Annotated in this window: 17 protein-coding genes; 11 read left to right on the forward strand and 6 right to left on the reverse strand. The window is 52.4% G+C overall.

All coding sequences use genetic code 11. From position 1 onward, the window contains the following. The first annotated feature begins 2 nt into the window (after window positions 1-2). The 10 genes from urtD (at window position 3) to MED297_RS15700 (ending at window position 7,263) form a co-directional block, all read left to right on the forward strand. Entirely contained in the window at window positions 3-842 is an 840-nt protein-coding gene (gene urtD / locus MED297_RS15655; RefSeq protein ID WP_040557528.1) for an urea ABC transporter ATP-binding protein UrtD, read from the forward strand. Further along, on the forward strand, window positions 839-1,534 hold the full coding sequence (gene urtE, locus MED297_RS15660; protein ID WP_008046599.1) for an urea ABC transporter ATP-binding subunit UrtE: 696 nt from the start codon (window positions 839-841) through the stop codon (window positions 1,532-1,534). Before urtD ends, urtE begins: the two co-directional genes overlap by 4 nt. Before the next feature lie 2 nt (window positions 1,535-1,536). Further along, window positions 1,537-2,427, forward strand: a complete 891-nt coding sequence (locus MED297_RS15665) for an urease accessory protein UreD (protein ID WP_008046600.1) — start codon at window positions 1,537-1,539, stop codon at window positions 2,425-2,427. Between the two features lie 29 nt (window positions 2,428-2,456). After that, window positions 2,457-2,759, forward strand: a complete 303-nt coding sequence (locus MED297_RS15670; protein WP_008046601.1) for an urease subunit gamma — start codon at window positions 2,457-2,459, stop codon at window positions 2,757-2,759. A gap of 105 nt (window positions 2,760-2,864) precedes the next feature. Continuing rightward, window positions 2,865-3,185, forward strand: coding sequence for an urease subunit beta (locus MED297_RS15675; protein WP_008046602.1), 321 nt, complete (start codon window positions 2,865-2,867; stop codon window positions 3,183-3,185). Then, window positions 3,182-4,891 (forward strand): urease subunit alpha, encoded by a 1,710-nt coding sequence (ureC, locus tag MED297_RS15680; protein WP_008046603.1) that lies wholly within the window; start codon window positions 3,182-3,184, stop codon window positions 4,889-4,891. Before MED297_RS15675 ends, ureC begins: the two co-directional genes overlap by 4 nt. A gap of 18 nt (window positions 4,892-4,909) precedes the next feature. Then, window positions 4,910-5,353, forward strand: a complete 444-nt coding sequence (gene ureE, locus MED297_RS15685) for an urease accessory protein UreE (protein WP_008046604.1) — start codon at window positions 4,910-4,912, stop codon at window positions 5,351-5,353. Beyond that, on the forward strand, window positions 5,334-6,008 hold the full coding sequence (locus MED297_RS15690; protein ID WP_008046605.1) for an urease accessory protein UreF: 675 nt from the start codon (window positions 5,334-5,336) through the stop codon (window positions 6,006-6,008). Before ureE ends, MED297_RS15690 begins: the two co-directional genes overlap by 20 nt. A 9-nt stretch (window positions 6,009-6,017) precedes the next feature. Beyond that, window positions 6,018-6,659 carry an urease accessory protein UreG gene (gene ureG, locus MED297_RS15695; protein ID WP_008046607.1) on the forward strand — a complete coding sequence of 214 codons (642 nt, stop codon included), beginning with the start codon at window positions 6,018-6,020 and terminating at the stop codon, window positions 6,657-6,659. Window positions 6,660-6,681: 22 nt separating this feature from the next. Continuing rightward, a complete protein-coding gene (locus MED297_RS15700; RefSeq protein WP_008046610.1) occupies window positions 6,682-7,263 on the forward strand; it encodes a HupE/UreJ family protein in 582 nt (193 codons plus the stop codon). 66 nt (window positions 7,264-7,329) lie between these two features. Here MED297_RS15700 and MED297_RS15705 read toward each other — a convergent pair whose 3' ends face one another. After that, window positions 7,330-7,731 (reverse strand): hypothetical protein, encoded by a 402-nt coding sequence (locus tag MED297_RS15705; protein ID WP_008046612.1) that lies wholly within the window; start codon window positions 7,729-7,731, stop codon window positions 7,330-7,332. 650 nt (window positions 7,732-8,381) lie between these two features. On the opposite strand from MED297_RS15705, the gene MED297_RS15710 reads away from it, so the two are divergent. Beyond that, entirely contained in the window at window positions 8,382-10,019 is a 1,638-nt protein-coding gene (locus tag MED297_RS15710) for a M28 family metallopeptidase (RefSeq protein WP_008046614.1), read from the forward strand. Between the two features lie 78 nt (window positions 10,020-10,097). Here MED297_RS15710 and MED297_RS15715 read toward each other — a convergent pair whose 3' ends face one another. The 5 genes from MED297_RS15715 to pntB form a co-directional block, all read right to left on the reverse strand. Beyond that, entirely contained in the window at window positions 10,098-10,523 is a 426-nt protein-coding gene (locus tag MED297_RS15715; RefSeq protein WP_008046615.1) for a hypothetical protein, read from the reverse strand. 14 nt (window positions 10,524-10,537) lie between these two features. Further along, entirely contained in the window at window positions 10,538-11,203 is a 666-nt protein-coding gene (locus MED297_RS21495; protein WP_008046618.1) for an HAD family hydrolase, read from the reverse strand. A gap of 32 nt (window positions 11,204-11,235) precedes the next feature. Further along, window positions 11,236-11,643, reverse strand: coding sequence for a GFA family protein (locus tag MED297_RS15725; RefSeq protein ID WP_008046621.1), 408 nt, complete (start codon window positions 11,641-11,643; stop codon window positions 11,236-11,238). Next, entirely contained in the window at window positions 11,640-11,981 is a 342-nt protein-coding gene (locus tag MED297_RS15730) for a MazG nucleotide pyrophosphohydrolase domain-containing protein (protein WP_008046623.1), read from the reverse strand. Before MED297_RS15730 ends, MED297_RS15725 begins: the two co-directional genes overlap by 4 nt. A gap of 189 nt (window positions 11,982-12,170) precedes the next feature. After that, complete coding sequence (gene pntB / locus MED297_RS15735; RefSeq protein ID WP_008046625.1) at window positions 12,171-13,559, reverse strand: Re/Si-specific NAD(P)(+) transhydrogenase subunit beta; 1,389 nt, start codon at window positions 13,557-13,559, stop codon at window positions 12,171-12,173. Between the last annotated feature and the right edge of the window lie 2 nt (window positions 13,560-13,561).

The following is a 13,561-nucleotide window of genomic DNA, read 5'->3' on the forward strand; positions in this document are numbered from 1 at the left end:
CGATGACTCAGATACGAGAAACGTTCCGCCGTGATCAGGTCTGGTCGTTTCTGCAACCGGCTCAGGCCAGTGTGGATGTGTCGAAAGATATCCTGTTGTATGTCGAAGACCTGAACGTCAGTTTCGATGGCTTTAAAGCCATCAATAACCTGAACCTGTACATCAACGATGGTGAACTGCGTTGTTTGATCGGTGCCAATGGTGCCGGTAAGACCACGCTGATGGACATCATCACCGGTAAAACCGAACCCGATTCAGGGTCGGTCTGGTTTGGGCAGACGCATAACCTGTTGGAACAGGACGAAGCGGCCATTGCGCACCTTGGGATCGGTCGTAAGTTTCAGAAACCGACTGTGTTTGAAGAGCATACGGTGTTTACCAACCTGGAACTGTCGTTGAAAACCAACAAAGCCGTTTTACCGACTTTGTTTGCGCGACTCAGCACCCAGCAGAAGGCACGCATACAGGAAGTACTGGACACCATTGGCTTGAGTGAACAGCAGGATCAGATGGCCGGTTCGCTGTCGCACGGGCAGAAACAATGGTTGGAAATCGGCATGTTGCTGGCGTCTGATTCACGATTGTTGCTGGTCGACGAACCGGTCGCCGGCATGACCGCTGAAGAAACCGAACGGACGGCAGAGCTGCTGACGTCGTTGGCGGGCAAACACACCGTCGTGGTGGTGGAGCACGACATGGCGTTTGTGCGTTCTATTGCCCGCACTGTGACCGTTCTGCATCAGGGGTCAGTGCTCGCTGAAGGCACGATGGATGAAATTCAGGCTAACCCGGATGTGATCGAAGTGTACCTCGGGGAAGACCCGGAAGGAGAAGCGGCATGATCCATCTGAACGACTTGAATCAACATTACGGCGGCACACAGATTCTTTGGGATCTGAATCTCGACATCGACGCCGGTTCCTGTACCTGCATTATGGGTCGCAACGGTGTCGGTAAAACCACCTTATTGAAAACGCTCATGGGTTTGTTACCAATCTCCAGCGGTGAGATTCAGTTTAACGGTGAGGCTCTGCATAAACGCACGGCCGAATATCGAGCACCAGCGGGTATCGGGTACGTACCGCAAGGCCGCGATATTTTTCCGTTGTTGACGGTTGAAGAAAACCTGAAGCTCGGGCTGCCGGCTCGCGGCGATAAGTCCAAAAAAATACCGGAGCGCATCTTTGAACTGTTCCCGGTGCTGGCCGATATGCTGCATCGACGCGGTGGCGACTTATCCGGTGGTCAGCAACAGCAACTGGCCATTGGGCGGGCATTGGTGATTAACCCTAAGGTACTCATTCTTGATGAACCCAATGAAGGCATTCAACCCAACATTGTCCGTCAAATCGGAGATGTCATTCTTAAACTGAACGAAGAAGACGGCCTGACGGTTATCCTCATTGAACAGAAACTCGGTTTTGCACGACGCGTCGGTAAAGAGTTTCGGCTCATGGAAAAGGGACGGATTGTTGCCGCGGATAAGATGGATAACCTCAATGATGAACTGATTCGTCAGTACCTGGCGGTTTAGTCATGGGTCACGTTGAGCACTTACCCGGCACCACGACTGAGCATCTTGACAGTGTCAAGCAGGGGCAATGGCAAGCTTTTTTATCGTTGACCTTTGCACCCACCGCACGCGGAACTCGTCTGGTTGAAAAAGCACATCGGGGACCGCTGTACATTCAGAAGCCTTTTTACCCAGAGGGACTGTCCTGCCCGCATGCGTATCTGTTGCATCCGCCCGGCGGCTTGGTGTCCGGCGATACGTTAAGTGTTTCGGTTAACGTTAGAGAAAAGGCACAGGTACTGATCACCACGCCGGGGGCCGGGCGAATGTATCGCGCGCGTGAGCAGCAGGCACGGCAGCGACAAATCAATGAGATGACCGTTGCCAATGATGCCAGCCTCGAATGGTTGCCGATGGAAGCCATTGTGTTTCCCGATGCACAGGTTGAGATGTCAAACCGAATCGATCTGACCGGTTCCGCGAAAGTGATTTACTGGGATGTGCTCAGCCTCGGCTTACCCGCCATGCATCAGACCTTTGAACAGGGCCGTTTAAACCAGAACCTGCAGATTGTCCGGGACGGTCGTTTGGTGCTGCAAGAGCGATTGGTTCTGAATGATTCTAACCGGGCGTTACTCGACGCTGAGATCGGGCTGCGCGCTTTGCCGATTCAGGGCGTGATGGTGGCCGGGCCGTTTACCGAGATACCCGAAGCGACATTGGAAGCATTGCAGGAGCGTACTAAAGCCGCCGGTTTTGCCGTGGGCGTGACCCTCATTGCCGGGTTCGTTGTGATTCGTTTGTTGAACGACTGCAGCGAACGAGCCCGACAGCTTTTTGAACAATGCTGGGCTCTGCTGCGACCGGCGTTGCTCGGTCGAGAGGCTTGTGTACCCCGCATTTGGAATACGTGAATTCTTAACCGCATTGGAGAGCGCATCGTATGGAATTGCTGCCAAGAGAGAAAGATAAGTTACTGGTGTTTACCGCTGCGTTACTGGCAGAGCGACGCCTGAATCGGGGCCTGACATTGAATTACCCCGAAGCTATGGCCTACATCACCATGGAAATCATTGAAGGTGCACGAGATGGGAAAACCGTGGCGGAGTTGATGGCGTTTGGAAAGACGCTGTTGAATGCCGATCAGGTGATGGAGGGTGTTCCTGAACTGATCCATGAAGTTCAGGTGGAAGCCACCTTTCCGGACGGGACCAAACTGGTCACCGTGCATGAACCGATTTGCTGAACCTACACGGTTTGGCTAATCAATTGCCACCAAACTGAAGACAGAACAAAACGGCTGACAATTTTATAAACCCTTGTCAGTCATCGGAACCGAAGAGGGGTCCCTATGATACCGGGAGAGGTGCAGGTCGCTGACGGCGATATTGAAATCAACAGTGGACGAGAGACTGTAACCGTTCGCGTTGAAAACACAGGAGACCGACCGGTACAGGTCGGTTCTCATTATCACTTTTATGAGACCAACCCAGCGTTGAGTTTTGCACGCGAACAAACACGCGGTTTCCGTTTGAACATTGCCTCTGGCACGGCCGTTCGTTTTGAGCCAGGGCAGGCACGAACCGTCGAACTGGTCGCCTACGCCGGCGATCGACATGTGTATGGGTTTCGCGGTGACGTCATGGGTGCGTTGGAAGGTGACAACCAATGAGCAAAACCATAGATCGGCAAAGCTATGCACAGATGTTCGGCCCTACTGTCGGAGATCGGGTTCGGCTGGGTGACACGGAATTGTTCATTCAGGTGGAGCAGGACTATACGACCTACGGCGATGAAGTGAAGTTCGGCGGTGGTAAAGTGATTCGGGATGGCATGGGGCAGTCGCAACGTGCCAGTCAAGAGACCGTTGACCTGGTGATCACCAATGCGTTGATTCTCGATCACTGGGGCATTGTTAAAGGCGATGTCGGTGTCAAAGCCGGCCGTATTGTTGGTATCGGTAAAGCCGGTAACCCCGATGTGCAGGACAATGTTGATCTGATCATCGGCCCGGGTACCGAAGTGATTGCCGGCGAAGGTTCGATTCTGACGGCGGGCGGTATTGATGCACACATCCACTTTATCTGTCCGCAACAGGTTGAAGAAGCATTGATGTCCGGCGTGACGACGATGATCGGCGGCGGCACCGGACCCGCAACCGGTACCAACGCAACAACCTGTACGCCAGGCCCTTGGTACATCGGTAAAATGCTGCAGGCCACCGATGACCTGCCGATGAACTTTGGTTTTCTCGGCAAGGGGAATGGCAGTCAACCGGAAGCGCTTGCCGAACAACTGGAAGCTGGGGCTTGTGGCCTGAAACTCCATGAAGATTGGGGCACCACGCCTGCCGCGATTGATACCTGCCTGAGTGTGGCCGAACAATACGATGTGCAGGTGGCCATTCACACCGATACCCTGAATGAATCGGGATTTGTCGATGACACCATCGGTGCCTTTAAAGACCGAGTCATCCATACCTATCACACTGAAGGCGCCGGCGGTGGTCATGCACCGGACATCATCCGTGCCTGTGCGCAGCCGAATGTGTTGCCATCGTCGACGAACCCAACACGGCCTTATACCCAAAACACCATTGATGAACATCTGGACATGCTGATGGTGTGTCACCATCTGGATGCCAATATACCCGAAGACGTGGCGTTTGCTGATTCGCGCATCCGCAAAGAAACCATTGCCGCGGAAGATCTGTTTCACGACCTCGGTGCGTTCAGCATGATTGCGTCGGACTCACAAGCGATGGGTCGGGTCGGCGAAGTCGTCACCCGAACCTGGCAAACGGCTCATAAGATGAAAGTTCAAATGGGTTTGTTGAAAGAAGACCTTGAGTTGGGCAGCGACAATTTTCGGGCCAAACGCTATGTCGCCAAATACACCATTAACCCGGCCATTACGCATGGTGTATCGCATGAAGTCGGTTCGATTGAAGCCGGTAAACTGGCTGATCTGGTGCTCTGGAAACCCGCTTTTTTTGGCATTAAACCTTCGCTGATTTTGAAAGGCGGCATGATCGCTGCCGCGCCCATGGGTGATCCGAACGCCTCCATCCCTACGCCGCAGCCTGTGCATTATCGTGAAATGTTTGGCGCCATGGGAAAAGCCGTCTCAAAAACCTCGGTCACCTTTGTCAGTGAAGCTGCACTGACCAATCAGGTTGGCGATGCGCTGGGCTTGTCCCGAACGTTGGTACCGTGCCGCAACACACGGAACATCTCCAAAGCCGACATGATTCATAACAATTGGATGCCCGATGTGCAGGTGGATCCGCAAACTTATGAAGTGCGGGCTGATGGCGAGTTGCTCTCTTGTGAGCCGGCCACGGAGCTGCCGTTGGCACAACGCTATTGTTTGTTTTAATGCCGCAGGAGGCGAACTATGTTGGAAGTATTTGAACGACTCGGCACCCATTGCCATGACTCCGTCAGTGCAACGGTTGAGCTGACGCACGAACAACGTGAACGCGGTCGACTGAAGTTGATCAGTACCGATGGTCAGGAAGTACGTCTGTTTCTGGAGCGCGGTAAACCACTGCAGGTCGGTGAGTTTCTGAAAGCCGACAGTGGACAAATCGTTAAGGTTGCCGGCGCCGTTGAATCGGTTGCTCATGCCAGTTGTGAAGACTGGCACACCTTTGCGCGGGCCTGTTATCACCTTGGCAATCGCCATACCAAAATCGAAGTTGGAGAGCGCTGGTTGCGGATTAAACCTGACCATGTGCTGGAGGACATGCTGCATTTGCTGGGCCTGGTCGTCACTCACGAAAACGCGGTCTTTAACCCGGAAAGCGGAGCCTACGCACATGGCCATCACCACCACTAGTTCGGCGCTGTTACGTCTACTGCAGTTGTCGAGTGTGAGTCTGCCGGTTGGCGGCTTTTCGTTTTCGCAGGGGCTTGAGAGTGCCATCGAACAAGGGTGGATTCGGAACTCAAAACAAACCGCGGAATGGTTGCGCTGGCAGTTAACCGAGTCAGTCGCCCGTATCGACCTACCGGTGTTGTTTGGCGCGATGTCGGCGATGTCCGAAGGCCATGAAGACGGATGGCGCAACTGGAACGATCGTTCCTTAGCCAACCGGGAAACAGCCGAGTTGCGATTGACTGAGACGGCCATGGGTGAAGCCTTACAGCGGTTATTGAAAACACTGGACATTCCACATCCTGATCCGCAAGGCGAGGTTAGTTTTGTCGCATTGTTTGCGGTGGCGGCGCAGCACTGGTCGTTATCGCCGGCATTGACGGCACAGGGTTTTGTCTGGTCGTGGTTGGAAAATCAGGTAGCCGCGGCGACCAAACTGGTACCGCTGGGCCAAAGCCAGGCTCAGTTACTGCTCGGTGAACTGCAACCGGATGTGGCGATCGCCATTACTCAGGCGGAAACGCTCGATGAGTTTTCCATGGGCGGTGCATTACCGGCCCTTTCGCTGGCCAGTTGCTGGCATGAAACCCAATACAGTCGGTTATTCCGATCCTAGGAGAGAGTGATGAAAAAACAGACATTACGTGTCGGTGTCGGTGGCCCGGTCGGATCCGGCAAAACGGCATTACTGCGGTCATTGTGCGCCGCGATGAAAGACCACTACAACATTGCCGTGGTCACGAACGACATTTATACCAAGGAAGATGCGCAGTTTCTGACGCGTCATGAAGCGCTCGAAGCTGATCGGATCTTGGGCGTCGAAACCGGCGGTTGTCCGCATACGGCCATTCGCGAAGACGCCAGTATGAACCTGGCGGCCATCGATACACTGATGGCACGTCATGGTGAACTCGATGTGGTGTTTGTTGAGTCCGGTGGTGACAACCTGAGCGCGACGTTCAGCCCGGAACTGTCCGACTTTACCATCTATGTCATCGATGTCTCGGCAGGCGACAAAATTCCGCGAAAAGGCGGTCCGGGCATTACCCGTTCCGATCTGTTCATCATAAATAAAACCGATCTTGCCCCGTTGGTCGGCGCATCGCTGGAGGTCATGGATCGGGATACAAAAATGATGCGCAAAGACAAACCGTACGTGTTCTCCAACCTGAAAAAAGCCGAAGGGCTGGACGACATCATCAATACCATTATCCGCGAAGGCATGTTGCCGGAACGATCCATGCCGCCGGCTCAGGCGGTTGTTTAAGCGATACAGGGAGATACTGACAATGAAATTTCATAAAAAATTGATAGCCGCTCTGGTCCTGATGGTTCCGGTGTTGGCAAACGCTCATGCCGGACATGGCGATACCAATGGGTTTGTCTCTGGATTCGTTCATCCGATGTTTGGATTGGACCACTTGCTGGCCCTGTTGGCATTGGGGTTTTGGGTCGCGCTGTCACAGCGCGCTGTCCGGCTGGCAGCACCAATGTTGGTGGTTATCGCCATGCTCGTCGGCGCTTCGTTAGGGGTTCTCGGGTTTAGTTTTGCCGGTGTTGAATGGGGCATCGCCGCTTCCGTTATACTTTCAGGGCTGGCGGTAACGTTACGTTTGCCAGTGACGCATTTGGCTGCCTTATTGCCCATGATCGGCTTTGCGCTTTGTCATGGTCTTGCTCACGGTATGGAGGTGCCTGCCGGAGCCAGTACGGTTGGCTTTTTTGCCGGGTTTGCTGTCGCGGCATTCCTCATCATGATGAGCGGGATGCTCGTTGCACGTGGGGCGGTGTTGTTGAAAGCCAAACATATTCATCTGTGGCTTGGGTTGATCGTCACTTTACTGGGTGGTGCGATGCTCGGTTTGGGCTAAGCCTAAGGTTCTATCGCATAATAAAAAGCGACTCGATTGAGTCGCTTTTTTAAGCTTGCTCTCGGTTCAATCTGCGAACTGCCAATACCCCATGTCATTGTCGTTCTCGAACTGTTCTTTCAGTTTTTGTTTCTCAACGGCGGGAATGTATTCAAACTTACTTTGCTGATAGCGAGTCCCGTCTTTTTTGTACAGTCGAACACGCAACCAATCTTCCAGTATCGTGATTTTATCGGCTTCAATTTCAAACTGAATGTACTCATCACGGTCGGTCATTTGTCGCCCACTGCGAATGTACTTGGACTCAAAGTAATCCACGTAATGCACACCTGGCTCAAGCCCTTGAACCAGCAGATAAGGTTTGTCGGCATACAGGTAAAAGACCTTGTCTTTATTGGTGACGACACGGTATTTAACAAAATAGTCACCAGCGGTCTCTTTTTCATCGTTGACCGCTACCAGTAACATGCCGGTACCATCGGGTTGTTTAGGTAAAGTCGTGCATGCGGATAAGGTGGTGACGAGCAGGGCAAGTAGAATTGAGACTCGGATAATAACCTCCAACGTAACGAGTTTGAGTGATCTTTTTTCGATACTGATGTATCGAATCGCCGATGTGCTGACGTTTAAATGTAGCCGATCTATGAGCGTTTGCTAGTGTACGGTATTCTGTACATGGTTTTTAGACGCAGTTATCAAATGGCAATTGATTCTCAGTTCGATACCGATTAATTGTTAGCGCCTGTCTTTGCATTCTGTATCGACAGGCCTGTACGCTGAAGAAGCGCCGCGCTTCTGTAGTTCAGTGCGCTGTTATAGGCATAACCTTTAAAGGGCACCTCTAATAAGTCTGATAGGACTCTGGCCTTCAGAAAGAGTGGCTGTCTAGGCGCGGTTTGCAGCGAATGTCGAGACCTTTGCAAAAACCGGAACAGCGACAGCCGCTTTTTCTGAAGGCCCCGAAGGGCGGGTCTGAACAGCCCAGTGGACATCGTTATCAACAGCCGGAGATAGAACAACTATGATCCGGCAATTGAACCTCGCCACTGAACTGTTCAGGCACCGCAGTGCCTCATCAGACTTATTAGAGGTGCCCTTAACTCACTGTAGGAAAAGTTATGCGTATTAATAATAAAGTGTCGCTGTGCGCGACCGTCATACTGGGGGCGAGCCTGTTATCCGGAGCGACCCAAGCGAGAGAGATCCCACCTGAGCTGTCCTATTTAATTGACCAATACTGGTCTGATGCGCCTTCCCATCGTTGGGAATGTGGCTTCGGGTTTACGGCAGCGCCATTCCTGATGCCACGATGCATGACCGCTGAAAATGTCATGGCGCGTCTGGATGACTTTCAGGCGATTGCGGATGATAACCAAGGCAATCGGGCGGCCGGACTGGAAGGTTACGATGCGTCCGTTGATTATGTTGAAGACGAGTTGCGTCGTATGGGTTATCGGGTTACCCGTGATCCGTTTGATTTTAATGCATTCTATGAAAATGCCGACGGTCTGTTGAGCGCCTTGGCGCCGGTGCCAACCGCCTATGAGTGGAACGTCGATTTCAACTATCTCTCGCAGACAGAGCCGGGGACAGTCTCCGCGTTGGTTGAGGCCGTTGATCTGGACTTAGGCGAGGGGAATGCCTCCACCAGTGGTTGTGAAGCTGACGATTTTGCAGGGTTCACCCCGGGTAACATCGCATTGGTACAACGTGGAGCCTGTGCGTTTCAAACCAAGGCAGAGAATGCTGCGGCCGCTGGCGCAGTTGGCGCTATCGTCTTCAACCAGGGTAACAGCCCGGATCGGACCGGCCTGATCAATGCGACCTTAGGATCTGAATACAGCGGTGGCATTCCGGTATTTTTTGCAACCTACGATCGTGGCGTGGAGTGGTCACAGACCGAAGGACTGATGTTATCGATGGATGCCGATGTTATTCGTGAAGTGCGGACTGTCGACAACGTGATTGCCGAAAGCCGGTGGGGGAATCCGGATAATGTCGTCATGCTGGGTGCTCATTTGGATTCGGTGTTTGAAGGAGCCGGCATCAACGACAACGGTACAGGCAGTGCGGCTCTGTTGGAAATGGCCGATCTCATGAAACGAGCCCGGATTCATAACAAAGTCCGGTTTGCCTGGTGGGGTGCTGAAGAGGCCGGTCTGGTAGGGTCGACTCTTTATGTGCAAAACTTACCCCCCGAAGAACTGGATAAAATAAAAGTCTATCTGAACTTCGATATGATCGGTTCGCCGAACTTCTACTACGGCATCTACGATGGCGACGGCTCGGACTTTGATTTAGCCGGTCCTGCCGGTTCGGCAGCCACCGAAAGCCTGTTTGAAGATTACTTTGCCTTACGTGGTCAACCGTCGGAAGGTTCTGAAATTTCGTTCCGCTCCGACTATGCGGAATTCTTCCTGCAGGATGTTGCCTTTGGTGGACTCTTTACGGGTGCAGAAGTGATCAAAACGGAAGAGCAGGCTGCCATCTATGGTGGCGTCGCCGGCGATGCGTTTGATCCTTGCTATCATGCCGAATGTGATGACGTCTTTAACGTCTCTGAGCGCGCTGTTGAAGTCAACTCGGACGCCATTGCCTTTGTAACCAGCCTGTTGGCGCGGTCGACGAAGGTGATCGATGATGAAATCGCAGCCGCCGAGGAAGAAGAGACGGAGCCAGCTTTACGCGCTTTCTCAGCTTCGGCAGCGGCGAGCCAGTATGACATTACTCATTGGGGTAAATACTGGATTAAGTAACGGATAATTTGTCGAACAACAACGGCGACCTTGAGTCGCCGTTTTTTATACTGGGGAGTGCCCATTCTGTTTAGTTTTTTAAGCGGACAAATCGCACCAGGACTTATCGGACAGGGCTTCATTCATGGCCCATCGATGGGTGTAACGAAACTGATTGTCATTTGAAAACTCAAAGACCAGTTCACTGCTAAAACCCGCCAATGCCTCGGTGCCGGTAAACTCAAAAATCCATCGGTTATCTGTCGAAGATTTCAGACGGTGTGTTGTAGTGCATGGCAGTTCTTCCATATGCAGATGGAAAACCCAATCACCGTTGGGTTCCAAAGTCAGCAACCCGATCTCTTCATGAACGGGCTGATCGTCGAGGTTTCGAACGGCTCGATAATGGGTAGTGAAACTCGATTTTCCGGGCAGAGGTTGAACCCTGAAATAGCCAGTAAAGGCTTCCTGGTCATGGTTGATTCCAGAGCCGGTAAAGGTTTTTGTGTCCTTCTGTTGAAACATGGTTTATGTCCTTTTTAACGAGTCAGTTCAAAAACATAATCAGCAAGATTTGAGTAGGTACAATGATGGTCAGCTTGAGAGTTGCCTGATCGTGAATGGCTTACTTTTAGTGTTGTCACCCCTACTTGTTTGGCTCCGTAAACATCAGCCAGTTCCGAATCGCCGACCATCAGAGTCTGGTGGGTGTCCGCACTTAGCATTTGCAGAGCTTTGGTGAAAAATGATGGCGCAGGTTTGCGCGTTCCAACGGCACTGGACCAGAGTACGGTGTCGAAGTAACCAGCGATCCCTTTGTTAATCAAATCGTTCTGAAAAACGTCCGCCGGCCCGGTGACGTTTGAAAGCAGACCCATCTTGACTCCAGCGCCCTTCAGCTGACGTAACATGTCATGGGTTTTGGGAACTAATGAGGATTGCTCCACAAACTCTGTTAAATGACGAAAGACCACATCGTCGCTGTAGACCAGTTCGGCATCCTTACATGCCTGCTGCCAAACCGTTTTCCAGTCCGGTTGATGGCACTGGTCTTTGTGATAGAGCTGTTGGATTTGAGCTTCCACAGACTGCCCAAGCATTTTTCCTTTTACTGAACCAAAAACAGTCATGGCAGCGTCGACCAAAGACACCGTATGTACCAGCGTATTGCCATAATCGAACAGTATTGTGTTGAATCGAGTCATGCCCGCCTGAATCTCTATGCGATTATAGTAAGTTAACGATCAGCTGGATGGTTGACGCCATCGCGCGTTGGGATTGGTTCGTCTATCTTTAACGGATTGATACCTTCCAAACACGCCACATTGAAACCGTATTGCGTAGGATTGGAGCGTCGTTGGTGATGGGTGTAAATGCCACACACGGAGCAGAAAAAATGTTTCGCTGTTTTGGTATTGAACTGATACAGACTGAGTTTGTCTTCACCTTCAATAATATGAATGCCGCTGAGCGGAACTGAGGCGGCAATTGCCCCTCGCCGACGGCACAATGAACAGTCACAGCGTCGCAAATCTTGCAGACCGTCGGGCAAATCCAATATCAGCTTTACACTGCCGCAATGGCAGGTGAGTGGGTGTTGTTTTTGAATCGCGACACCATCGACGGACATGAGGTTAATAGTCATGTGGATTTCTCTTGTTGTTTGACTTCCTGCCAACTCAGGCCCTGTTCCAGACCATCGATTCTGAAAGTATATTTATCCGTAGTCCGCTGAAGAATCGAATGAATGTCAACGTTATGACTGTGCTCAAGCGCAAGGATGGCGTTGAGCGTATCCCAGATGACGTCGCCGAGTTCTTCTTCCAGATGGGGCAGGTCGCCTTTCGGTAATGTTTCCAGAACTTCGTCAACTTCTTTGCTGATCTCATTGAGGTAGCTTTCCGGACCTACATACCAGGGGTTGGATTTGTCGAACTCGCGTTTGCGTTTCGCGACATCGATCAATTTGGACAGGTCGGCCATTGCAAACTTCCGTGGTTGTGTTTTAAAAGAGGGTATCGGTTTTTCGAATCGGCGGCTATAGACAAAAAAGGGTCGCGAGTAGGCTCGCTCTTACAGGGTGGCGAGGATGTTGTAGGAGCCTGCCTGCAGGCGATACCGGGCACAAAAAAGCCGGCAGAAGCCGGCTTTAATCAAACGCGTGACGGTGACTTAAACGTTGGCCACCAGTTTTTGTACGCTTTCTTTGGCATCGCCAAACAGCATGGCCGTGTTTTCTTTGAAGAACAGTGGGTTCTGAACACCAGCATAACCGGTTGCCATGGACCGCTTCATCACGATGCACTTCTTGGCTTTCCAAACTTCCAGAACCGGCATGCCGGCAATTGGGGAGTTGGGTTTTTCAACGGCATCCGGGTTCACAATGTCATTGGCACCGATGACCATGACAACATCCGTGCTTGGAAAGTCATCATTGATCTCATCCATTTCCAGTACGATGTCATATGGCACATTGGCTTCTGCGAGCAGTACGTTCATGTGACCCGGCAGTCGACCCGCCACTGGGTGAATCGCAAAGCGCACATTCTTACCTTGCTTGCGCAGCTTCTCGGTCAGCTCAGCAACAGCTCCCTGAGCGGTCGCCACAGCCATACCGAATCCGGGTGTGATGATGATGTTATCGGCATCTTTGAGCCACTCAGCTGCTTCTTCGTGCTGAACACTGACCGCTTCGCCGTACTCTTCATCGTCATCCGCGCCAGCACCGTCTCCGCCACCGAAGCCGCCCAGAATGACGCTGATGAACGAACGGTTCATGGCTTTACACATGATGTAGGACAGAATCGCACCCGACGAGCCAACCAGTGCACCGGTGATGATCAGCAGATCGTTGCCAAGCATGAAGCCTGTGGCCGCGGCTGCCCAACCGGAGTAGGAGTTCAGCATGGAGACCACAACCGGCATATCCGCGCCACCGATGGCGGCAACCAGATGAATCCCCAGCAGACCGGCAATGATAGTCATGGCGATCAGCATCGGTACCGCAGCCCCGCTGTGTGGGTTCATCACAAACAGTACCAGCATGATTACAGAGGCAGTCAGAGCGATCAGGTTCAGGCCGTGACGGAAGGGCAGCATGAGTGGCTTACCGGAAATCGAGCCTTGAAGCTTGCCCCAGGCAACCCAGGATCCGGTCAGCGTAATAGCACCGATCAGAATGCCCAGATAGATTTCGACGTTATGAATGGCCGCTTCAGCACCGGTATGGTGAACGGTTGGGTCCAGATAACCGCCCCAGCCAATCAGTACGGCGGCCAGGCCGACAAAGCTGTGCAGCAGAGCAACCAACTGTGGCATGCCGGTCATTTCAACCCGAACCGCCAACCACAGACCGATGGCCGCACCAATGGCCATCGCCGGTGCCAGAATCGTGTAGGACTCCACATCCGGTGAAGCAATGGTCGCGATAATCGCGATCAACATACCGGCAATGCCGTACATGTTGCCGCGACGTGCGGTTTCCTGAGAGCTCAGTCCGCTGAGGGCGAGAATGAAAAACACACCGGCGATCAGATACGCCATGGCGAGTAAACCTGTCATGT

The sequence above is a fragment of the Reinekea blandensis MED297 genome, assembly GCF_000153185.1.
GTDB lineage: Bacteria > Pseudomonadota > Gammaproteobacteria > Pseudomonadales > Natronospirillaceae > Reinekea > Reinekea blandensis.

What these genes read in the sequence shown, in the direction of transcription:
- MED297_RS21495 (WP_008046618.1), bottom strand. Translation starts at nt 11,203, where the DNA reads ATGACTCGATTCAACACAATACTGTTCGATTATGGCAATACGCTGGTA.
- urtE (WP_008046599.1), top strand. Translation starts at nt 839, where the DNA reads ATGATCCATCTGAACGACTTGAATCAACATTACGGCGGCACACAGATT.
- ureE (WP_008046604.1), top strand. Translation starts at nt 4,910, where the DNA reads ATGTTGGAAGTATTTGAACGACTCGGCACCCATTGCCATGACTCCGTC.
- MED297_RS15670 (WP_008046601.1), top strand. Translation starts at nt 2,457, where the DNA reads ATGGAATTGCTGCCAAGAGAGAAAGATAAGTTACTGGTGTTTACCGCT.
- MED297_RS15700 (WP_008046610.1), top strand. Translation starts at nt 6,682, where the DNA reads ATGAAATTTCATAAAAAATTGATAGCCGCTCTGGTCCTGATGGTTCCG.
- urtD (WP_040557528.1), top strand. Translation starts at nt 3, where the DNA reads ATGACTCAGATACGAGAAACGTTCCGCCGTGATCAGGTCTGGTCGTTT.
- MED297_RS15710 (WP_008046614.1), top strand. Translation starts at nt 8,382, where the DNA reads ATGCGTATTAATAATAAAGTGTCGCTGTGCGCGACCGTCATACTGGGG.
- MED297_RS15665 (WP_008046600.1), top strand. Translation starts at nt 1,537, where the DNA reads ATGGGTCACGTTGAGCACTTACCCGGCACCACGACTGAGCATCTTGAC.
- ureG (WP_008046607.1), top strand. Translation starts at nt 6,018, where the DNA reads ATGAAAAAACAGACATTACGTGTCGGTGTCGGTGGCCCGGTCGGATCC.
- pntB (WP_008046625.1), bottom strand. Translation starts at nt 13,559, where the DNA reads ATGACAGGTTTACTCGCCATGGCGTATCTGATCGCCGGTGTGTTTTTC.
- MED297_RS15725 (WP_008046621.1), bottom strand. Translation starts at nt 11,643, where the DNA reads ATGACTATTAACCTCATGTCCGTCGATGGTGTCGCGATTCAAAAACAA.
- MED297_RS15675 (WP_008046602.1), top strand. Translation starts at nt 2,865, where the DNA reads ATGATACCGGGAGAGGTGCAGGTCGCTGACGGCGATATTGAAATCAAC.
- MED297_RS15705 (WP_008046612.1), bottom strand. Translation starts at nt 7,731, where the DNA reads ATGTTACTGGTAGCGGTCAACGATGAAAAAGAGACCGCTGGTGACTAT.
- MED297_RS15690 (WP_008046605.1), top strand. Translation starts at nt 5,334, where the DNA reads ATGGCCATCACCACCACTAGTTCGGCGCTGTTACGTCTACTGCAGTTG.
- MED297_RS15730 (WP_008046623.1), bottom strand. Translation starts at nt 11,981, where the DNA reads ATGGCCGACCTGTCCAAATTGATCGATGTCGCGAAACGCAAACGCGAG.
- MED297_RS15715 (WP_008046615.1), bottom strand. Translation starts at nt 10,523, where the DNA reads ATGTTTCAACAGAAGGACACAAAAACCTTTACCGGCTCTGGAATCAAC.
- ureC (WP_008046603.1), top strand. Translation starts at nt 3,182, where the DNA reads ATGAGCAAAACCATAGATCGGCAAAGCTATGCACAGATGTTCGGCCCT.